Source organism: Periweissella beninensis, assembly GCF_016908275.1.
Classification (GTDB): domain Bacteria; phylum Bacillota; class Bacilli; order Lactobacillales; family Lactobacillaceae; genus Periweissella; species Periweissella beninensis.
The window spans coordinates 23,989-44,123 of the sequence record NZ_JAFBDN010000002.1 but is presented as its reverse complement, the minus strand read 5'-3'; the positions used below and the strand labels follow the sequence as shown (position 1 = coordinate 44,123).

The following is a 20,135-nucleotide window of genomic DNA, read 5'->3' as shown; positions in this document are numbered from 1 at the left end:
ATGATTATGCCATTTTATATTCTAAAAATTTAGTTATTGCATTAACTCCGGTATTTAACGCATTTGATGAAGGTGCTAAATACTCTGAGTGTAATGAGTATGGACTATCCACTCCTAGCCAAAACATAACCCCAGGAATTTTTGATAACAGATATCCAAAGTCTTCGCCCGTCATTGCCGGGTTGGTTTCAACAAAATCAATTTTTGCTTGTCCTTTCATGTATTTTATAAATTCTGTCGTTAACTTATCATTATTTTCAACAGGTAAATAACCATCCTGTTGTAAAATTAACTGTGCTTGACAATCAAATGCTTGTGCAATACCATCAGTTATCGTTTTAACTCGATCTTGAATCGCTAAAATCGTACTTTGTTTTAAGGCACGGATTGTTCCGTGGGCGCTTGCTTCACCTGCAATTACATTATTTGCACTACCAGCTTCAATTGCTCCAATTGTAACAACACCACCAATAATTGGATCGACATTTCTAGCAACAATTGTTTGTAGCAAATTAACCCACTGACTAAGTGCAACTATCATATCATTGGCATCTTGTGGAAATGCTGCGTGACCACTTTTTCCAACTAATTTTAAATGAATCTCTGTTGTCCCAGCAAATAATGTTCCTTGCCGGCAACCAATTGTACCGGCAGGTAAGCTCGGATTAATATGTAGGCCATAGATGGCATCAATTTTCCAATCACCAACTAACACATTACTATCATATAATTGCATCCCACCGGCAAAATTTTCTTCCGCTGGTTGAAAAATAAAAATTAAGTTATCATTAGGTTGATGTTTAGCAAAATGATCAAGGATTCCCAGCGCTACCGTCATATGCATATCATGTCCACAGGCATGCATAATACCTATATTTTTTGATTTAAAAGCTAAATTAGTTTTTTCCGTAACTGCTAAACCATCAAGATCCGTTCGATATCCTAACGTTTGTGTCGGATTTTTACCGATTACTTTTACTAACCAACCAGTTGGTAAATTGGGAATATCTTTTGTTACAAGATATTCCTGTGGCAATTGAGCCACAAACTGGCGAATATATTTAATTGTTTGAAACTCATTTAAAGCTAATTCTGGAATCTGGTGAAGATCCTGTCGAATTTTAAGTAAAGTAGTTTCTGTAATATCTTTCATAACTATAACTTCCTTAAACTGGCCATTATTTGTGTCTTACTACCAGTTTTTGCATCAACATCTTTTAATTTACGAGCGGGGATGCCACCAACGACAGTATATGGTGCAACATCCTCAATAACAATCGCCCCCGCAGCCACAATTGCTCCCTTTCCAACCTTAACACCTTCAATTACAACGGCATTGGCACCAATTAAAACATCATCTTCTATAATAACTGGCATTGCCGAAGGTGGTTCAACAACCCCGGCTAATACTGCATTGGCACCAATATGAGCATTATTACCAACAATTGCTCGTCCACCTAGCACAGCTCCCATGTCAATCATCGTTCCTGTACCAATTTTTGCACCAATATTAATTATTGCCCCCATCATAATAACAGCATTGGCGCCAATTTCTACTTTGTCACGAATAATTGCCCCGGGTTCAATCCGCGCATCAACTTGTTTTAAATCTAACAGTGGTACAGCCGAATTACGCGTCATATTTTCTAGTTCATAGTCCGTAATGGATGATGCATTATCTATTAGAAATTGCTTAATAATTGACCAATCACCAAAAGCAACCCCCATATTTTTTTCAGTAAACAGACGAATTCCAGCTACTGACTTTAAGGTACTTAGTTGCCCTTTTAAATAAACCTTAACCGGTGTTTGTTTTTTTGCATTACTAATAAAATCAATAATCTCTTGAGCATTCATTTCTGTATTCATATTTTTACCTCATTTTTAATTTTTATATGGTAAATCTAACTTAATTAAATCCGCGTAGGTTTCCCGTTTTACTACCAATTTAGCTCTTTGATTTTCAACAAAAACCACCGCAGGACGGGGATTACGATTATAATTTGATGCCATTGAATAACCATAAGCACCAGTCGCAAGGACTGCAACGACATCGCCTTGCCTTAGTAATGGCATTGGTTGATTTTCAATTAATATATCACCAGATTCACAATATTTGCCTGCTAATCGTACTTCTTCAGCTACTGCTGCATTGACATTGTTAGCTTTAACAGCGGTATATTCAGCTTGATATAACGCCGGTCGAATATTATCACCCATACCTCCATCAACTGTCACATAAGGTTTCAATCCAGCAACTCTTTTTTGTGTTCCCACCGTATATAATGTGTACCCCGCCGGTCCGACAATCGAACGTCCAGGTTCAATCCAAATACTAGCATTAGGTAAATCGTATTGATTTAAGGTTACTTTTACAATGTCTAATAAACTTTTTAATAATTCAGCGGGATCTTTAGGATCATCTTTATCTGTGTATTTAATCCCAAAACCACCACCTAAATTAATAATTTTTGCTGTAAAATTAAGCAATGTGCGCCAATTTGCTAATGTTTTTAATAATTTTTTAATAGCTAATTCAAAACCGGCTTCTTCAAAAATTTGGGAACCTATATGGATATGTACCCCATCAACAATTAAAAATTCACTTGCTAACGCAATTTTTAAAGCATCAAGCGCTTGACCACTATCAATATCAAAGCCAAATTTACTATCGCTTTGTCCTGTTTGAATATAGGCATGTGTATGAGCACTAACTCCTGGGGTTAATCTCAAGATAATACTGACTTTTTGCTGCCGTTCTTTAGCTAACTGTGTAAGCGTTGCTAACTCATTGAAATTATCAACCACAATTTCACCAACATTTAAATCTAATGCCATTTTTAATTCTTCTAATGATTTATTATTGCCATGAAAGCTAACATCTTCCATTGGAAAATTAGCTTCCATAGCTGTATAGAGCTCACCACCTGAAACCACATCAATGTGAATACGTTCTTCTTTTATAACCTGATACATCGCAATTGTTGCAAAAGCCTTTGAAGCATAACTAATAGCATATGGGAGACTGGCCTCATCAAAAACTTGTTTCAAACTGCGAATTGTTTTTCTTATCATACCAACATCATATGTAATTAAGGGTGTTTGGTATTTTTCAACTAAATCTATTGCTTTACAACCACCAATTAATAAATTATCTTCACTGTCTACACTCACTCGATTCATGCTTTTCTCCTTAATCTAATCAACTAATATCCTAGGTAAACGCTCCGTCAAGCGATTTGTAAATTCCCATGGTTCCAAATGACAATAATGAGCTACGTCCCAAATATCTATATTTTCACTGCCATTACTCCCTAATATAGTTACTTCAGTGCCAACTGGCATTTGATATGGTAATTTAACCATTAGTTGATCCATCGCAATTTTACCTATAATTGGGCACCATTCATGACCAACGAGTATTTTATAGCCTGTTAACTCACGATCAATTCCATCACCATATCCTAGTGGAACAGTCCCAATCCATTCGTTTTCAGTTGTTTCATAGATATGAGAATAACTAATACCTTCACCACTAGGAAGTTGTTTAACATATGATAGTGCTGATTTAATATTCATTGCTGGTTTTAAATTTTTACCATCAGCTAATTCCATTCCCGAAGGTTCCCAACCATACACAACCGTCCCTACCCGAATATAATCAGTTGGTACTTCATCTGCATGATACATGGCTGCTCCAGAATTAGCGACATGAATCATTTCCGGCAAGTATGGTAATTGCTTTATTATTACATTGAAACGATGTAATTGCTTATTGAAGTACGCAACATCGCTCGAATCAGCTGTAGCAAAATGGGTCATAATTCCAACCCAATTAAAAAGATTGCGATGATTGGACATAAAATCAATTGATTCCAAGACTTCTGTTTCATTACGCATACCTAATCGATTCATACCACTATCAACTGCTAAAGATGCTTGCAATGGGGCAACCCCAGTTAAGAATCCCTGTGCTTGGTTTAACCAATCAAGTGACACAACATTTACGATTAAATTATTTTGCACCAAAATTTCCGCATACTGAGGTTCGGTATAACCTAAAATCATAATGGGAATAGTTATTCCAGCTTGTCTTAAGGCTAATCCTTCATCAACAACAGCCACTGCTAATCCATAAACGCCCAATTCCACTGCTGCTTGAGCCATTGTCAGTAGGCCATGCCCATAGCCATTCGCTTTAACTGCCAAAAACATATGTTTAGCATGACTTGTTTGCATCGTTACTGCAATGTTATTTGCAAGCGCTTGCTTAGAGATTTCAATTCTACTCGTTCTTAAATTTGCTACTACCATTGACACAATTCCTCTCTTTAAACACACTGCGTCATTTCATAAATATGCCAAATATTGCTAATAATCAAAAAACAGCAAACAAAATGGTTGCACTTGCCCACATTTTGTTTGCTGTTAGAAAATTATCTACAGTCAAAAACATATCGTCGAAAGCGCCCCGTAGCCGACAATTTTTGCTACGACAGTCTACTAGTTATTAACTAGTATCCCAAGAAAATATAACTCACTCTTTATACTTTCTTTCGGCAACCGCCCCTTTCAACTAATATCACTGTTTGTGAAAACTCCATTAGTTTAATCTTGTTAGTTGCAACCTCTTTTAATATTAAGTTGTTATTAGAATAGAGTATTTTATTAAAAAAAGCAACCACTTAATCACTATTTTTTAATAAAAAAACTTTTTTTTAATTTTATCTTGTATTTTCTCATGCATTATGGTTAAAATTTCAGTCAATTGAAACAATTAATGGTGGAGGAAATATAATGAAAATTGTTAAATTTGGTGGTAGTTCACTTGCCAATGGTGAGCAACTAAGTAAAGTAATTGATATTATGCAAGCAGACCCAACACGCCAAGTACTAGTTGTGTCTGCACCAGGTAAACGCTCAAATGATGATATCAAAGTCACTGATTTACTAATAAAATACGCCAATAATATCGATAATACTAAATTAGAAAATCAAATCATCAATCGATACCGGGAAATAGCTAATTATTTCACTTTACCGGCTAATAAATTCAGTCATATTGCTGATGAAATAGCCAATTTAAAATATAAAAAATACCCTAATGACGAATATCGTTTGGCTGCCTTTAAAGCACATGGTGAAAAGCTTAATGCTATGCTAATTGCGCTTATTTTTAATCATTTACATCTGCCAGCCATCTATGGTGATCCATTGGCGTTAGGTATTACCGTAACTGGCACCCCAGGTGCTGCATCAATTCATCCAAGCACCTATCAAAATATTTCCCGTTTCCCATTCCAAGGTCATTATTTAATCGTCCCTGGTTTTTATGGTTATACTACTAGTCACAATATTGCTACATTTGCGAGAGGTGGGTCTGACATTACGGGATCAATCTTAGCTCGTGGCTTAAAGGCTGAGCTGTATGAAAATTTTACTGATGTTAGTGCTATTTATGCTGCTAATCCACAAATCATTAAGAATCCTCAGCCAATTAATCAAATGAGCTATAAAGAAATGCGTGAATTAGCATATGCTGGTTTTCAAGTATTTAATGATGAAGCTATCATACCCGTTATTGAAGGAAATATTCCTATCAATGTTAAAAATACAAATCAACCAACTGATCCTGGCACTTTAATCGTCCCTCCTACACAGCTTAAAGTGACTAATGAAATTACTGGTGTTGCTAGCTCAAAAAGATTTGCTGCTATTTACTTGCATCGCTATCTTTTAAATAAAGAAGTAGGTTTTACTTTAAAAATTTTAAAAATTCTTCTAAAATATAATATTAGTTATGAACATATGCCATCTGGAATCGACGATTTAACAATCATTTTTGACAAAAGTCAAACAACCCCTAAACAAATCAAGCAACTTCTACATGATATTCAAACAACAATCAAACCTGATATTTTAAATTTCTTAGATAATTATACCATTATCATGATAGTGGGCGAGGGTATGCGAAATAAATCAGGTGTTTTAGCTCATATTCTGGCACCCTTAGCTGCTGCAAATATTGGCATTCAAATGATTAATCAAGGAGCGTCTCGTATCTCTGTCATGCTTGGTGTTACACAAGAAAATGCTAATCGAGCCGTACAAGTTATTTATGATGCTTATTTTGATTAATGAACTACTAATTTATCGTAAGGTGTAAACTTCCATGTGCAAAGTACTTTATAGTAGCTCTTAATAAATCATGCTTTCGGACCTTTCAAACCTTATTAAAATTATGACAGACTACCGAAACTTTTTTCTTTTGATTATCACCAAAGACCACCCAGTGAAATTGGAAAATTCACCGGGTGGTCTTTTTGTTGTATAAGGTGCTGGCACAACTTCTTTTTTAACAGCTTTAGTTTCAAAAAATAAAGTAACTCGCTATATTAAATTAAATCGTTATTAGTTTCCTCAATTTTTACTTCTGCTAGTAACTTGGCTTGTTGTTCATTTAACTTTATATCTTTTAGTAAATCTGGTCGACGCAAATAAGTACGCCGCAAAGATTCTTTTATCCGCCATTCCGCAATTTTAGCATGGTTGCCACTTACTAAAACCGGTGGTACTTCACGGCCCCTAAAATCAGCTGGGCGTGTATATTGGGGATATTCTAATAAACCTGTTGAAAATGAATCTCCTGATGCAGATTCGTGATTTCCTAGTACATCTGGAATTAATCGTACGGTTGCATCAATGATTACCATTGCCCCTAATTCACCACCAGTCAGGACATAGTCACCCAATGAAATTTCATCAGTTACTAATTCACGTATCCGTTCATCATACCCTTCATAGTGACCAGCAATGAATGTTAAGTGTTCTTCCTTGCTTAATTCCTCAGCAACTTTTTGATTAAAAGTTCGACCAGCTGGATCTAGTAAGATCACCCGTCCCCGATTACCAGCTTTTTTCTCAACAGCCGCCATGGCATCAAAAATTGGTTGTGGTGTCAAAAGCATTCCTGCTCCGCCACCAAAAGGTGTATCATCAACATTATTATGTTTATTATTAGTAAAATCACGAAAATCAGTAACTGAAAAATCAACTAATCCTTTTTGGACTGCTTTACCAATTATTGACTCTGTCATTGGTTTAAACATGTCTGGAAAAATACTTAAAACATCAATTTTCATTAATCATCTAGCCCTTCTAAAATATCAACTATTATTTTGTTATTATTAATATCCACCGATTTGATAACGTCATCAATCATTGGTAATAACAAATCGTCCTTACCAACTCGCTGAACTACCCAAACATCGTTAGCTCCAGTTTCAAATATTTCTTTTACACTTCCAATTGTTTGACCAGCTTGATCAATGACAATTGCACCAATAATATCTTTATAGTAATATTCACCTTCATCCAATGGTGCTAAGGCAACTTCATCAACTAATAAGTCCAATCCTTTAAATCTTTCAACAAAGTTTATATTTGCCATATCCAAAAACGATACTAATATAAATTGTTTATGTTTTCGAACTGTTGCTATAACTAATGGTGTTTTAGCTTGATTATCAAGATAAACTTTTTGATTTTTTTTAAATCTTTCATCAATAAAGTCTGTTGTTGCAATTACTCGTACTTCTCCTTTAATTCCATGAGTGTTGACAATTGTTCCTATTTTGTAGAAATTCATATCATAAATGCCCCTTTAAAATTTTTACTATTTCTTTATTATTCCTGTCTAAAACATGCCTTTTAATTCTAACATATTTAGTAAATATTAAAAAGAGATGTGCGAGTTTCATATAGCACTTATGGCTCGGCAACAATTATGAGGATACTTATGTTTCATAGTTTTTCGAATATTTCTGAATAATTACAATCTTTCATTAAATCATTTGTGAAACATATTTTTGTTGTTGATTACAACAGATAAAAAATAGAGTAAGTAACCAAAATTCGTCGATTTTGGTCACTTACTCTTCAATTTAACCTATAAAACTGTTAAATATACATAGACAATGTTTATTGTAAATGCCCATACAATATGTCCTAAAAACTCAGATATATGTTCTTGCCACGGTTGTTGCATCATTGAAGGAATAGTCTTCATAGCCGGCATAATAATAATATGGAATAAGATCCAAACAAAAATACCAAATACGGTGCCTTGTCCCCAAGCAACTTCTGGAAAGTTTAAACTCAATAAAGCATAAATACCTGCCCATACAATTGAAAAACCAAAGTGAATGATTAATGATACATATGGAATTTTATTACCTAAATAATTAATAGTTGCCTGTGTTACCTGTTCTGAAATTCCAATTTGCTGTAATAATTTTTGTGGGGGATTGGTTTCATTACGTTGTGGCGATCTTGGTGGCAATAATATTTCCCAACCCAATTTAACAAATCCTGAAATAGTTCCCCCAATTAAAGCTGTTAATATAACAATATTTAACATAATCTCTCCTCCTGTTATTTTATTATAGGCATCAACGTACTTATTAGCAAATCATGTTATCATTTTTAATCTTAAGGAAATATTTAACATTATGACTAAAATATGATAAACTGTATTAATATTATGGATTAATAAAGCTATTTATCCATATTGTAAAGGAGCTAAAAAATGCAACATAGATGGATTATTATACTCCTAGTAATTATTGATTTTGGCGCATTATTTTTATTAATTTCTCCAATTTCTGATCTTATAACAAATGGCTTACAATCAGATAGTGCATTTAAAGTTGGCCTCATTATTTCACTAACAGGCCTATTAAATTTACAGTATGTTCGTCATCGGTAACGTTTTTTTGAAGATAGTTTATCTATTAATAATAATATATGCTACAATCCTTAAAGTTAAAATATTTGTAGCTAACAAAACTACAATGCCTGTGTTTAAGAGCCTTATCTTTAAGCACAAGCCACTATAAAAAAGGGTTGTGCCAATCACCCTATAAATTAAAAAGCCCATCTAGTGAATTTTGTAATTTCACTAGATGGGCTTTTAACGATAGTCATCCCTACTTTTAACCTTTAATTAATATTTAAAAACCAATAATTTTTGCAAAAATTGGAACAACAATATCTACAACTAGTCCAACAACAACCACTGAAATAGCTGCCATCGCTCCTTCAACAGATCCATACTCTAACGCTTTAGCAGAACCAATTGTATGACCTGCCGTTCCGAACCCTAATCCTAAACCGATTGGGTTTTTTTCTAATTTAAATAACTTAACTAATTTATCACCTAGGGCCATAATGATAACCGCATTTAGAATAACCGTCATTGCCGTAATTGCCGATGCGGTTAGACCGTTAGTTCTACCGACAATATTGGCAGAAATTGGCATTGCAATCGCCGTTGTAGCGGCTTGTGGCAACATAGCACCCAGCGATGTATGTGTTAATCCAATAAGCTTACTAATTATAAATATGAGAATAAGGGAAATTATCATCCCAATAATTAATGATAAGAAAATTTGAATCCAATATTTGTGCAATAAATCACGTCGCTTATATAAGGGAACCGCAAAAGCAACAGTTGCCATATTTAAGAACCAAAAAATAATATCGCCACCTAATTTATAATCTGCATAAGATTCCGCAATTGTAATATTGGCAATCTTACTTATAATAATTAAGACAATTACCCCTAAAACCATTGCTACAAATAGCGGTTGAAATAAAAAGAAACCATTTGATTTTTTAAATAAAATTTGTCCAATCATAAATGTCGTAATCGATAGAAAAATGCCCCAAAAAGGCGTTTGTAATAATAATGCCATTATCCTACTCCTTTACTGCTATATCGTTATCAACACTAAGTTGATCACCTTTTTTAGTTAAGTATTTAAAGACATATTTCGTTGTCCATGCCACACTTACCAACATAATTATTGTTGACAAAATAATAACTAAAATTAATTTAACCCCTTCTGACTTCAAAATATCTAACGATGTAATAATTGAAATTCCTGAAGGAACAAATAATAAACCAATTAAGCCAATTAGTAATGATGATAATCCATCAATATCTTCTACTTTAACTAACTTGACTTCTAACGCTACATACAATAATACTAAGCCAATTAATGGCGTTGGTATTGGAAATGTTGGAAATATTTTTGCTAACGTAAATGACATGATGTATGAAATAAATAATACTATCAAATAAATACAAATCGCTTTTAAAATCTTATAAATTTGTGCACCACTCATGGTATAACCTCTTTTCTATTTGCAATAAAGTATATTTAACCTATTACGTCTTATATTATACCAAATTTTTCACAATATTCGTACTTAAACGCTTACATTTTATAATTATTTTTTTAATTTTATTTCTAATTATTTTTAAAATCCAAATATTTTTGGTCTATAGATTACATAATACTGTAAAATGTTAACATTTTAATAAAAAAACTAAGAATATTAATCATCATAATTTTGTGAATAAATATATTAAATATTATATATTTGGTTCTTGGTTATACCAAAAATAACCGGTAATTGAAGATTATTTACAGTCAATTACCGGTTATTTTCAAGTTGTTAAAAATATCTATTATTTACTATAATAGTAATTCACTAATTGGATAAAACTTGTCATCGTATAATTAGTATTAAAATATGTTTTGGCATTTGTAGTCCAATAAGTATCTGGATCCGTATGATCAGACCCACCCAAATAAGAAGACACATTATGATGTGACCAAACTGTCCCCTTGCCATCACTACTTGCTAAACTAGGGGTTAGTCCATATTTCTTTAAAATATATGCTGTATAGTAAGCGGCATTATTTAACTCTTTAGCAAAAGCTTTTTTTGAATGAACACGTACTTGTTCAAATTGAACAAATCGTTGATTACCCGCATACCCCGAGCCCCAACTCAAATAATTAGTATTCGCAATATTAATAATATGTGCATCATCAACAAAAGTATGGACAAATGCATCTTTATAATTATTTTCCATATAAGTTATTTCATTATAGATTGTCGAGCTTGGATTAGCAGTTTCATGAACAACAACACCTTCTGGTTGCTTGTTACGATAACTATTCTTTGGTAAGCTACTGTCAATGGCGGAGGTAATTACGCTATACCTATACAGATAATTATTTTTGATATATTTATTAATTGGATTTGCTGCTAAATTATAACTCACTGTCACCGTACTTTTAGTTTTAACTTTTGCCTTATTAGCAGTTACATATAAATTATCAGTTGTTAAAAGTCTTGGTGTTCCACCATCTGACCACCTAATTCCTTTGATGGTAAGTGTGCTATTAACGTTATATGCAGAAACTTTATATGCTAAAGCCGTATCAACATAGTCATATACTTTTGATAACACCACAAACTTAGTCTTGGAACTTGGTAAAGTATAATAATAGTTAGCAAGTTTTGTGTTGGTTCCCACAACATAATCTTTATTCGCAGTAATATAAGTATTATCACTTGTTAATAAACGTGGTGTACCATTATCTGACCAACGTACACCAGAAATTTTTTGCATACTACCTACTTTAAGCTTAGTTTTTCTTTCGGTGAATGCTGTGTTTATATATGTATTAGAAACTTTTTTGAGACCTATGCTTCCTGATTTTGGTACTTCAGTTAAATAATTACTAATATTACTTGTTGCTGCTACAACATAGTCTTTGTTAGCAGTTATGTACCCACCATTAACTATAAAGCGGTTTCCTTTAATTCCTTCAATTTTAATACTTTCACCAATCTGATACGTTTTTACAGTCGTACCAGATGAAAATTTGGGTGATGAATGGACATTAATTATTTTTTTAGCACCAACAATATTAGATATTGGTACCTGATTATAGTAATTACTATCCGCACTAATATTAGTTAAAAATGTTCCAGTGCCTAAAGTAGTGCTAATAACACCTAAAAATAGTATTTCTTTTTTATTTATCATGTTTTTCTCCTAAAACTTAGTTCCGATTAAGTTTTAGGATAACAGTTTAACTTTACATAACAATTACAAATTACATATTTTACGACTACAATATTAATAATTTTTTTATTCACTAAAGTCACTTTGTAATAGCCCCATTATATAGCTATCATGATACTTACCTTCCGCAAAGAAATGTTGGCGTAGGCATCCTTCTTTAATAAAACCTAACTTGTTGTAAATATGAATAGCAGCCTTATTTTCAACATCCACATAAAGATGAACCTTGTGCATATTTAAAACCTTGAAGGCATACTCTAATCCCTTATTCATGGCCATTTGAGCTAATCCTTGGCCCTGATACTTTGAATCAACAATAATTTGTATTTCTGTGTTACGATGTAAATAATCAATATACATTAATTCAACAACACCAGCAAATTGCTTATCTACATCTATTACAAAGCGCCTTTCGGTTTGATCTAAAACATGCTTATCATATAAAATTTCAAGTTCATCAATTGATGTATAAGGTTCTTGAAACCACAGAGCCATTACATTACGTGCATTTTGTTGCTTATAAATAAATTTTAAATCTCTCTTTTCTAACGGTCTTATAATCATTAAACATCCCCACTTTATATTTAATCAAGGAGTGCTTTAACACCGGCAACCAAATTCATCATGAAAAATATCAACGACGCTAAACAAATGACACCTACTAATATAATAGCTACCATATTTAACTGATAACCATTTTTGTTAATCAATCCAAACATGCCAAGTGCAATTACAAATAAAATACCTGCTAAAAACGGAAAGGCTTGCCATACTGTTGCTCGCAAGGCATGCTTTTTTATTAACTGATCATGTGTCACTAACCAGATAATTAGTGGTAAAATAACCGGAGCAATAAATACTGCAAAATACCCTAACGCGATTATTATTTTATTATTTGTATTCATTTTAATACCTCCATTGTTTATATATTTTAACATGTATCGATTATTAATTTATAAATAATGTTTTTTTATCGATAAATTAAGGAGAAACTTATGAAAATTGTGATTTTTGGTGGATCTGGTTTTGTAGGTCAAGGCCTAACGCAACATCTTGCTCAAGACAAAAATAACGAAATAATAATTATTTCACGCTATGCACACACACATAATATATCGAATACTAATATCAGGTGGTTTATTTCTGATATTAGTAATGATTTTAAATGGCATGATGCCATTAGTGAGGCAGATTGGGTAATTGATTGTATCGGAATCTTATTACCCAATCCCCTTAAGAAGCAAAATTATTATACTGCTAGTACTAGACCTGCTCAAATTATAGTTAATTACTTAGCGAGTTTAAAAATGCAGCAACCGCAGTTTATTTTTGTTTCTGCTAAAAAAATACCTTGGTTTATGTATGGTTATGCTAAAAGTAAACTTACTATTGAAAGGGACATTCGTGATAAGTTATTAGTTTCCAAAACAACTATTATTTACCCAACTATTATTTATGATAAATCACGTAGCTACAGTATTTGGTTAGCTAATTTGATTCACTTAACTCGTCATATTCCTTGGATCAATCAACTTACTAAAGATTATCAACCCATTAATCGTTCTTTATTGGCTAGCCAGATTGCAACCATCATGCAAAAAAAAGCGTCATTTCTTACAACGCGCAGTTACAATCCTTACAAAGAACTTTTTTAAACTAACTAAATAAAATTTAAAATAATAAATAGCAGTATCTTCAATTCTAGAAATAGTCTGGTTTAAACTACTTAGCTTAAGTTGTTTAAACCAGACTATTTCTCATTTTATTATTTTTACTAACTGATGTCGGTCTCGGCTTTGAATTCTTAGCAACTATAACTATATTAACCTAGTATTACTTAAAAATCACAAACATAAAAAGGATTAATTACACTTATGAACTAGCCTCCATAAATTGACCACTATTGTTTTGATCATTTAAATGTACTAATAGTACTTATTATCGCTGTACAAAAATACAAAAAAACAGGTTAACCGAGTTAACCTGTTTTTTTTGTGACACTACTTATTACTAAGTAACTAGTTCACTTTAGAAATATGGCAAAATAATTATTTGCTATACTTAGCATTATGGAATTTTTCCATGATACCAGCTTTTGAAAGAATATTCTTAACTGTATCAGATGGTTGCGCACCATTACTTAACCAATTCAAGATATTTTCTTCTTCCAACTTAACTTCTGCGGGTTCTACAAGTGGGTTATAAGTACCCACTATTTCGATGAAACGACCATCACGTGGTGAGCGTGAATCTGCAACAACGACACGATAGAATGGGCGTTTTTTTGAACCCATACGTTTAAGGCGAATTTTAACTGCCATAGTATTAATTTCCTCCAAATATTTATCTACAATTAATAATATACCAAGAAATCAAACTGGTGTAAAGCTTTTTTACTTTACACTTCTATTTTTCTTCAAATTTGACCATAATCTACCATTTTAGGAAATATCCATTTTAATAAATGATATGTCCCATAGCCAATTACTAATCCACCAGTACTATTAGTAATGATATCCATAATATCAAAGGTGCGTGCATTCATATAAAAATATGTCAAAAGTAATTGCGTCATCTCAATTACTCCTGAAACTAATATACTAACGAGCAACATAGTTAACCAGTGACTAAATTTTTGATAAAGTAATGCTAATAAGGATGTTAACGGTGCGAGCATAACAGTATTTCCTAAAATATTATACATTGCATTCTCATTTACAAACATGTATTGCATCATCTTTAATGGTTGCTGCTCATAAAACATAATATGTCCATAACCAATTGTTGCAAAAGTAGCAAAACTCTGTTTGAAAATTGCGATTGGAAAAATAGTCAATTTTAATAGCCAATACAAATAAAAGTAAAAACAACTCCACATTATTAATCGAGTTATATTAGCATATTTTTTTTGTTGATAGCTTAACGTAATTGCTGCTAAACTAATAATTAACCAAAATAGAGTACCATTACTAAGAATAATATCTGGCTGATAAGTATGGTGTTTTATTACAAAACTCATGTACTATCCTATCCTCCATATAATATATAATTAATGATACTTTAAACACGCTTGCAATTCTACACTATGTAAATAGTTTTATCATTTTTACTTTAACGAATCCCGAAACTTGTTGTTTCAGCTAAAGTGAAAAAATTTTTTTCTAAATCGCTAATATTATTGCCACCAGCTCCTGCAGTATTTAATTTTTGTGCTAACACTACCATGGGTGTATTGCTCACAAGGCGTGTGTTTTTAATAAACTGATTACTTACTTGATCAGTTATTACTTTATCCGAGCTATCTGTTATTTTAAATGGATCCACTATTTTCTCCCTATTATTTGTTTCTTCTTTTAATGATTTATTAACTACTCTTCTTTTTACCCTTATTTGATATTTTTGATTGTGTCTTATTTTAGTTTGTCCAGCCCAATTTGAGCTAACTTCTTCATACCCCATCCTATTTAAAACTTTCATCAACTGATTAGTATTATACTCAACCTTTTGGCCAACATTCCCATATATAAGTTGCTGTCTAATTACTTGATTGGTTATAGTATCAATAATTTCAATTTTAATTGTTTTATTATCTTTTTTTATAGTACTGCTATTAGATGGCTCTGTAACAGAACTATTGTTTATTTGACGTTGCTGCTTTGAAGATTTTTTACGGATGTTAGTAGCATTTACACTTAAGTTATCTGAACTAGCTGAACTTGAACTCTCCGAGCTAGCCGAACTAGCGGATTTATAGCTAAATTCTTCTAATTTAAATTTTTGTAAATTAGACAGACTACCAGTTGAACCTGCTAATACCAAAGTCATTGGAGTACGTGCCGATTACATGCTTATTTTTTCAATAAAAGTCTTATTCTCATAATTAATCGTTAACTGCTGACTTTGAGCATTATACTTAATTGTAATTTCTTTAAATGTTTCATCTGGATCATCAATTTGTTGTGCATTAATTGAGCTACTAGTCTCTCCAGTGGCATCAGTTGTTAAAAATGCACCGAATGATTTATTTTTAAATATTACGGGATCAACATCACCATTAAAATAGATATCTAATTTAAATCCAACTGCATTTGGGATACCACTAATTCCAATTTGATCACCATCTTTACTAATTATATTTTGATCATTCGGATGTAAAATAAAACTAACACCATCAGCACCATCTCTTTTCCCCAAATATATTTGTCCAGCAAACTTAAAGTCATAGTTCATGTTTATTTTATCATTAAAGACTATATAACCAACTTGACTAGCTATATCATTTGTTAAAATAGCTTCATTACTACTTTGGAAAGTTGCGTTGCCTTTTGCGGTAAAATTATTTTCAAATTCATCACTGCTAATAGTAGTTTCATCATAACTATTAACAACATTAGCTTGAATTTTAGGAATTATTTATAAAGATTTTACAGTAGTTGTATTTGTCGTTCCAAATGCACTAGCCAAAATAACTAATGTAATCATTTTTTTCATAGTAGGAATTTCTTTACTCATCAATCAATCCTCCTAGTTCAAATTTTTGCTGTTTTATTTTCGCAATTAATTTTCCTAAAGTTGCCCAATCTACTGGAGCTGGTGGCTTAACCCATATTATTTCTTCAACTCCTAAATTTGGTATATACTTATCACCCAAATAAATATCAGTAGTCTTTGTTAAAATATTTGATACTTCAACATTCACATTAATATAACTGTTCATCGTTGTTTGCATAAATTGATTAACATAGGAACCACCAGAAAAATCAATACAAATCTCAATTCGATCTAGTTTTTTCATGTCAAATCCAAACGATAGTGCTTGACTAATAATTTTAAATAATAATCTTTGTGCTTGTGCTGGATCAGTTATTTGTAACTTTACCCCTAATTCATCAATTAATTTTTTAGCCGCATGATACAAAGTCGGATAAATTTCTTTAAAATATTTGGTTCTTTCAAAACTTAAATTTTTAATTTTATTTTTCAAGATTAATTCGGCCAAAATGATTGGTGTGACCTGAATCACAAATGCATCTAATTTAATTATTTCTTGTTTAAAATATGGTAATACCGTTTTTTGTGTGATTATCATGATTTGTTCATAAATTGATTTCCAAGTATTAGTAATCTCATTTTTTGTCAGTCTATTAACAATAATCCCATTTGTATACAAAAATTGATTTAAAAATTGGCTTTCTAAAATAGCACGTTCTCTGCTAATTTTAAAAGTCTCCATTAAATAGACGGTTAATGTTTCTTTTGGTGACATCCACAATAATCCATTAGTGAAATTTAATTCAGCCATTTGGATTCTTTTAACTAAGATAGCCGCTAATAATGCCATTTGTTGCTTTTGACTCGGTGTTTTAAGCTCATCGTCAAAATAGGCAATCACTTTTTGTTGTAATTGTTGGTCAACATTATTATTAAATGCTATTTCAGAACAAAAATAGTTATATATATCAAATAAAAAATAGCGCATAGTTACTTCATCAACCTCTTGAATATATTTATCAATGATTGTTTTTAATATTTTTTTGCTTAAAAAAATAACTACGACTCCAACCATAATTTTGTTCCATTTTAATTGGCTTAGGAAATTTATTTATCGCTAAAATTTCACTAATCAGCGCAGCTAATGGTGCCATTTCAAAATAGTAATTTCTCAATTGCTGTAATAAATCGCGACTAACAACATGTCCGAAAATGAGCCAATTATCACGAATCTCAAAGCCATTCATCATAGTTAAAAATTCAATATCAGTATTTAAGCCAAATAACGTATCTTCAAATTTGTAATCAGATATTTGCAAATTATCTTTCACAGTTTGTACAGGGACTTCTGATCCAACTAACGTTAACAGATACTCAATTAATTGTAGTTTTAAACCATCCTGTTCTGGTAAAATATTTAAAAAATCCATGTTATTATCCCCCAAAAGTTCCATTCATATAAAAGCATACGCTATTATAGATTTTTTATCACTAGAAAAAACTATCTGGTTTAATTAATGTTCTCAGACATTAATTAAACCAGATAATTTCCCCCTCATTTGAATCTCTTAGCGTGTCCCCCAACAATACTAAAAAATTTAAATGCCATTATATAAATTAATCCTAGACTACCACATTGTTGATTATCATCAACTTATTACAATCACTATAATAGCCGATATTCTTTATAATTTAGTTTTATTTTTTTCCTGATTTTGAAAAAAACAAAAACTGTCTCAACATAATTAGCATACTATTGCAAAAAAGCAAGTCGCTCAAATCATGAGTTACTTGCTTAACATAGCAAATTTAATTTATTTGTAATTCCGTTAATAATAATGACCTAAATTTAAAAATTTAGCATTATTTACGCTTTTTTTTCGCTTTTTTTAATCTTCGTGCCATTTGTTTCATAGCTAAATTGCCTAATCCACTACTAATTTTACCACCTAAACCGCTACCCATATTTGGCATTCCAGGCATATTACCACCAGACATCATATCCATCATTCCTTGCATTTGTGGTGAAACTTTACCATTCATTAAGCCGTTCATCATTTTTTTCATTTCATTAAATTGCTTAATCATTCGATTAACTTCTACGATTGGGCGGCCTGCACCACTTGCTAATCTTCTACGACGACTTGGATTTAATAAATCTGGGTTTTGTCGTTCAGCGGGGGTCATTGAATAAACAATTGCTTTAATATGTTCCATATCTTTTGGATTAACATTAATATTCTTTAAAGCTGGATTATTAGCCATTCCTGGAATCATCTTTAACATATCTTCAATGGGACCCATATTTTGAACTTGTTGTAATTGTTCAAGAAAATCATTGAAATCAAATGTATTTTCTCGCATTTTCTTGATTTGTTCTTCAGCTTGTTTCTCATCAAAATCCTTTTGGGCTTTTTCAATTAAGGTCAACATATCTCCCATGCCCAAAATTCGTGAACTCATACGATCTGGATAAAAAACATCCAAATCATTCATTTTTTCACCTTGACCAACAAACTTAATTGGTTTACCAGTAACTGCTCGAATTGATAAAGCCGCACCACCACGGGTATCCCCATCTAACTTAGTCAAGACGACCCCTGTAACATTTAGCCGTTCATCAAATCCTTCAGCAGTTTGCACAGCATTTTGTCCTGTCATAGCATCAATAACTAACAATATTTCATCTGGTTGCGCAATATCTTTAATATCAGCTAATTCATTCATTAAGTCTTGATCAATCTGTAGCCGACCGGCTGTATCAATAAAGACATAATCATTATGCTGTTCGTGTGCTAAAGCGAGCCCTTGTTTAACAATTTCACGGGGGTTGACATCTGTCCCTAAACTGAAAACGGGAATCTTCATATCATCGCCCAATTTTTCTAATTGATCAATAGCAGCAGGCCGATAGATATCAGCAGCGATTAACAGTGGTCGAGCATTTTCTTCATTCTTTAACTTTAAAGCTAATTTACCAACAGTTGTTGTTTTACCAGCCCCTTGTAAACCAGACATCATAATAACTGTTGGAATTTTAGCACTTTTATTTAAGGGCGTTGCTTCTTCACCCATCATTTTAGTTAATTCTTCATCAACAATTTTAACGATTTGTTGTGCGGGATTTAGTCCTTCTAAAACTTTAGCACCTGTTGCGCGTTCTCGCACAGTTTTAATAAATGTTTTAACAACATCAAAATTAACATCAGCTTCTAATAAGGCTAGCCGAATTTCACGCATAGTTTCTCTTAAATCAGCATCAGTAACCTTACCTTTACGCCGTAAACCGGCAATTGCATTTTGTAATCGTTCTGTAAGACCTTCAAAAGCCATAACTTCTACCTCACTTTATTCCTCATCATTATTAATGACCGTAGCTAACTCTAATAAGTATTTATCTTCTGGATACGTTATCTTAATGTAGGCTAATAAATTTTCATTTAATTTTTGTCGCTTCTCAAAATCATTAAATAAATGAATTTTTTGCTCGTACATTTCTAATAATTTTTCAGTACGCTTTAGATTATCATAGACAGCTTGCCGACTAACCGCAAACTCTTCAGCAATTTCACCTAAAGAATAATCGTCACCATAATATAATTCCATATATTCATATTGTTTTTTAGTTAATAATGGTTGATAAAATTCAAACAATGAATTAATTCGATTATTTTTTTCAATTTCCATGCTTTAACTC

At 32.1% G+C, this 20,135-nt stretch carries 23 protein-coding genes and 1 riboswitch; of the genes, 3 read left to right on the top strand and 20 right to left on the bottom strand.

The window, feature by feature from the left end; genetic code table 11:
* Positions 1 to 4: 4 nt before the first annotated feature.
* The 4 genes from JOC59_RS00990 to alr are packed head-to-tail and all read right to left on the bottom strand — an operon-like array spanning position 5 to position 4,314.
* Entirely contained in the window at positions 5 to 1,153 is a 1,149-nt protein-coding gene (locus tag JOC59_RS00990; protein WP_205142932.1) for an N-acetyldiaminopimelate deacetylase, read from the bottom strand.
* A 2-nt stretch (positions 1,154 to 1,155) separates the two neighbouring features.
* Positions 1,156 to 1,869, bottom strand: coding sequence for a 2,3,4,5-tetrahydropyridine-2,6-dicarboxylate N-acetyltransferase (gene dapD / locus JOC59_RS00985; RefSeq protein ID WP_239516972.1), 714 nt, complete (start codon positions 1,867 to 1,869; stop codon positions 1,156 to 1,158).
* A gap of 15 nt (positions 1,870 to 1,884) precedes the next feature.
* Positions 1,885 to 3,183 carry a diaminopimelate decarboxylase gene (gene lysA, locus JOC59_RS00980; RefSeq protein ID WP_205142931.1) on the bottom strand — a complete coding sequence of 433 codons (1,299 nt, stop codon included), beginning with the start codon at positions 3,181 to 3,183 and terminating at the stop codon, positions 1,885 to 1,887.
* 15 nt (positions 3,184 to 3,198) lie between these two features.
* Positions 3,199 to 4,314, bottom strand: a complete 1,116-nt coding sequence (gene alr, locus JOC59_RS00975) for an alanine racemase (RefSeq protein WP_205142930.1) — start codon at positions 4,312 to 4,314, stop codon at positions 3,199 to 3,201.
* A 142-nt stretch (positions 4,315 to 4,456) separates the two neighbouring features.
* A riboswitch (Lysine riboswitch) is annotated at positions 4,457 to 4,641 on the bottom strand.
* 156 nt (positions 4,642 to 4,797) lie between these two features.
* On the opposite strand from alr, the gene JOC59_RS00970 reads away from it, so the two are divergent.
* The gene (locus JOC59_RS00970) at positions 4,798 to 6,138 is read left to right on the top strand and encodes an aspartate kinase (protein WP_205142929.1); all 1,341 of its coding nucleotides are present in this window, start codon (positions 4,798 to 4,800) and stop codon (positions 6,136 to 6,138) included.
* A gap of 257 nt (positions 6,139 to 6,395) precedes the next feature.
* Here JOC59_RS00970 and trmD read toward each other — a convergent pair whose 3' ends face one another.
* The 3 genes from trmD to JOC59_RS00955 form a co-directional block, all read right to left on the bottom strand.
* Positions 6,396 to 7,142, bottom strand: coding sequence for a tRNA (guanosine(37)-N1)-methyltransferase TrmD (gene trmD / locus JOC59_RS00965; RefSeq protein WP_205142928.1), 747 nt, complete (start codon positions 7,140 to 7,142; stop codon positions 6,396 to 6,398).
* Positions 7,142 to 7,648 carry a ribosome maturation factor RimM gene (gene rimM / locus JOC59_RS00960; RefSeq protein ID WP_205142927.1) on the bottom strand — a complete coding sequence of 169 codons (507 nt, stop codon included), beginning with the start codon at positions 7,646 to 7,648 and terminating at the stop codon, positions 7,142 to 7,144. Before rimM ends, trmD begins: the two co-directional genes overlap by 1 nt.
* A gap of 300 nt (positions 7,649 to 7,948) precedes the next feature.
* Entirely contained in the window at positions 7,949 to 8,419 is a 471-nt protein-coding gene (locus JOC59_RS00955; protein WP_205142926.1) for a DUF1440 domain-containing protein, read from the bottom strand.
* A 168-nt stretch (positions 8,420 to 8,587) separates the two neighbouring features.
* Between JOC59_RS00955 and JOC59_RS00950 the strand changes: the two genes are divergently transcribed.
* Positions 8,588 to 8,767, top strand: coding sequence for a hypothetical protein (locus tag JOC59_RS00950; protein ID WP_205142925.1), 180 nt, complete (start codon positions 8,588 to 8,590; stop codon positions 8,765 to 8,767).
* Positions 8,768 to 9,011: 244 nt separating this feature from the next.
* Here JOC59_RS00950 and lrgB read toward each other — a convergent pair whose 3' ends face one another.
* The 5 genes from lrgB to JOC59_RS00925 form a co-directional block, all read right to left on the bottom strand.
* The gene (lrgB, locus tag JOC59_RS00945; RefSeq protein WP_205142924.1) at positions 9,012 to 9,755 is read right to left on the bottom strand and encodes an antiholin-like protein LrgB; all 744 of its coding nucleotides are present in this window, start codon (positions 9,753 to 9,755) and stop codon (positions 9,012 to 9,014) included.
* A 4-nt stretch (positions 9,756 to 9,759) separates the two neighbouring features.
* Positions 9,760 to 10,188, bottom strand: coding sequence for a CidA/LrgA family protein (locus JOC59_RS00940; RefSeq protein WP_205142923.1), 429 nt, complete (start codon positions 10,186 to 10,188; stop codon positions 9,760 to 9,762).
* Between the two features lie 346 nt (positions 10,189 to 10,534).
* Entirely contained in the window at positions 10,535 to 11,908 is a 1,374-nt protein-coding gene (locus tag JOC59_RS09525; RefSeq protein ID WP_239516971.1) for a DUF5776 domain-containing protein, read from the bottom strand.
* Positions 11,909 to 12,013: 105 nt separating this feature from the next.
* Positions 12,014 to 12,511, bottom strand: coding sequence for a GNAT family N-acetyltransferase (locus JOC59_RS00930; RefSeq protein ID WP_205142922.1), 498 nt, complete (start codon positions 12,509 to 12,511; stop codon positions 12,014 to 12,016).
* A gap of 20 nt (positions 12,512 to 12,531) precedes the next feature.
* Positions 12,532 to 12,852, bottom strand: coding sequence for a magnetosome magnetite crystal formation protein family (locus tag JOC59_RS00925; RefSeq protein WP_205142921.1), 321 nt, complete (start codon positions 12,850 to 12,852; stop codon positions 12,532 to 12,534).
* A gap of 90 nt (positions 12,853 to 12,942) precedes the next feature.
* On the opposite strand from JOC59_RS00925, the gene JOC59_RS00920 reads away from it, so the two are divergent.
* Complete coding sequence (locus tag JOC59_RS00920) at positions 12,943 to 13,602, top strand: NAD-dependent epimerase/dehydratase family protein (protein ID WP_205142920.1); 660 nt, start codon at positions 12,943 to 12,945, stop codon at positions 13,600 to 13,602.
* A gap of 393 nt (positions 13,603 to 13,995) precedes the next feature.
* On the opposite strand, the gene rpsP is transcribed toward JOC59_RS00920, so the two are convergent.
* The 8 genes from rpsP to JOC59_RS00880 form a co-directional block, all read right to left on the bottom strand.
* Positions 13,996 to 14,268, bottom strand: coding sequence for a 30S ribosomal protein S16 (gene rpsP, locus JOC59_RS00915; RefSeq protein ID WP_205142919.1), 273 nt, complete (start codon positions 14,266 to 14,268; stop codon positions 13,996 to 13,998).
* A gap of 95 nt (positions 14,269 to 14,363) precedes the next feature.
* Positions 14,364 to 14,966, bottom strand: coding sequence for a VanZ family protein (locus JOC59_RS00910; protein WP_205142918.1), 603 nt, complete (start codon positions 14,964 to 14,966; stop codon positions 14,364 to 14,366).
* Positions 14,967 to 15,058: 92 nt separating this feature from the next.
* Entirely contained in the window at positions 15,059 to 15,772 is a 714-nt protein-coding gene (locus JOC59_RS00905; RefSeq protein WP_205142917.1) for a mucin-binding protein, read from the bottom strand.
* Between the two features lie 15 nt (positions 15,773 to 15,787).
* Positions 15,788 to 16,309, bottom strand: coding sequence for a lectin-like domain-containing protein (locus tag JOC59_RS00900; protein WP_250966287.1), 522 nt, complete (start codon positions 16,307 to 16,309; stop codon positions 15,788 to 15,790).
* A gap of 142 nt (positions 16,310 to 16,451) precedes the next feature.
* The gene (locus JOC59_RS00895) at positions 16,452 to 17,513 is read right to left on the bottom strand and encodes a hypothetical protein (RefSeq protein WP_205142916.1); all 1,062 of its coding nucleotides are present in this window, start codon (positions 17,511 to 17,513) and stop codon (positions 16,452 to 16,454) included.
* Positions 17,458 to 17,868, bottom strand: coding sequence for a hypothetical protein (locus JOC59_RS00890; RefSeq protein WP_205142915.1), 411 nt, complete (start codon positions 17,866 to 17,868; stop codon positions 17,458 to 17,460). Before JOC59_RS00890 ends, JOC59_RS00895 begins: the two co-directional genes overlap by 56 nt.
* Before the next feature lie 433 nt (positions 17,869 to 18,301).
* Positions 18,302 to 19,771 (bottom strand): signal recognition particle protein, encoded by a 1,470-nt coding sequence (gene ffh, locus JOC59_RS00885; protein ID WP_205142914.1) that lies wholly within the window; start codon positions 19,769 to 19,771, stop codon positions 18,302 to 18,304.
* A 15-nt stretch (positions 19,772 to 19,786) separates the two neighbouring features.
* Positions 19,787 to 20,125 (bottom strand): putative DNA-binding protein, encoded by a 339-nt coding sequence (locus tag JOC59_RS00880; protein WP_205142913.1) that lies wholly within the window; start codon positions 20,123 to 20,125, stop codon positions 19,787 to 19,789.
* Positions 20,126 to 20,135: the final 10 nt, after the last annotated feature.

Coding starts and splice junctions, on each gene's coding strand:
- JOC59_RS00930 (WP_205142922.1), bottom strand. CDS start 12,511: ATGATTATAAGACCGTTAGAAAAGAGAGATTTAAAATTTATTTATAAG.
- lysA (WP_205142931.1), bottom strand. CDS start 3,183: ATGAATCGAGTGAGTGTAGACAGTGAAGATAATTTATTAATTGGTGGT.
- JOC59_RS00895 (WP_205142916.1), bottom strand. CDS start 17,513: ATGGTTGGAGTCGTAGTTATTTTTTTAAGCAAAAAAATATTAAAAACA.
- JOC59_RS00990 (WP_205142932.1), bottom strand. CDS start 1,153: ATGAAAGATATTACAGAAACTACTTTACTTAAAATTCGACAGGATCTT.
- JOC59_RS09525 (WP_239516971.1), bottom strand. CDS start 11,908: ATGATAAATAAAAAAGAAATACTATTTTTAGGTGTTATTAGCACTACT.
- alr (WP_205142930.1), bottom strand. CDS start 4,314: ATGGTAGTAGCAAATTTAAGAACGAGTAGAATTGAAATCTCTAAGCAA.
- JOC59_RS00955 (WP_205142926.1), bottom strand. CDS start 8,419: ATGTTAAATATTGTTATATTAACAGCTTTAATTGGGGGAACTATTTCA.
- JOC59_RS00910 (WP_205142918.1), bottom strand. CDS start 14,966: ATGAGTTTTGTAATAAAACACCATACTTATCAGCCAGATATTATTCTT.
- rimM (WP_205142927.1), bottom strand. CDS start 7,648: ATGAATTTCTACAAAATAGGAACAATTGTCAACACTCATGGAATTAAA.
- JOC59_RS00890 (WP_205142915.1), bottom strand. CDS start 17,868: ATGGATTTTTTAAATATTTTACCAGAACAGGATGGTTTAAAACTACAA.
- JOC59_RS00950 (WP_205142925.1), top strand. CDS start 8,588: ATGCAACATAGATGGATTATTATACTCCTAGTAATTATTGATTTTGGC.
- JOC59_RS00940 (WP_205142923.1), bottom strand. CDS start 10,188: ATGAGTGGTGCACAAATTTATAAGATTTTAAAAGCGATTTGTATTTAT.
- JOC59_RS00925 (WP_205142921.1), bottom strand. CDS start 12,852: ATGAATACAAATAATAAAATAATAATCGCGTTAGGGTATTTTGCAGTA.
- JOC59_RS00905 (WP_205142917.1), bottom strand. CDS start 15,772: ATGACTTTGGTATTAGCAGGTTCAACTGGTAGTCTGTCTAATTTACAA.
- JOC59_RS00920 (WP_205142920.1), top strand. CDS start 12,943: ATGAAAATTGTGATTTTTGGTGGATCTGGTTTTGTAGGTCAAGGCCTA.
- ffh (WP_205142914.1), bottom strand. CDS start 19,771: ATGGCTTTTGAAGGTCTTACAGAACGATTACAAAATGCAATTGCCGGT.
- rpsP (WP_205142919.1), bottom strand. CDS start 14,268: ATGGCAGTTAAAATTCGCCTTAAACGTATGGGTTCAAAAAAACGCCCA.
- JOC59_RS00880 (WP_205142913.1), bottom strand. CDS start 20,125: ATGGAAATTGAAAAAAATAATCGAATTAATTCATTGTTTGAATTTTAT.
- trmD (WP_205142928.1), bottom strand. CDS start 7,142: ATGAAAATTGATGTTTTAAGTATTTTTCCAGACATGTTTAAACCAATG.
- lrgB (WP_205142924.1), bottom strand. CDS start 9,755: ATGGCATTATTATTACAAACGCCTTTTTGGGGCATTTTTCTATCGATT.
- dapD (WP_239516972.1), bottom strand. CDS start 1,869: ATGAATACAGAAATGAATGCTCAAGAGATTATTGATTTTATTAGTAAT.
- JOC59_RS00970 (WP_205142929.1), top strand. CDS start 4,798: ATGAAAATTGTTAAATTTGGTGGTAGTTCACTTGCCAATGGTGAGCAA.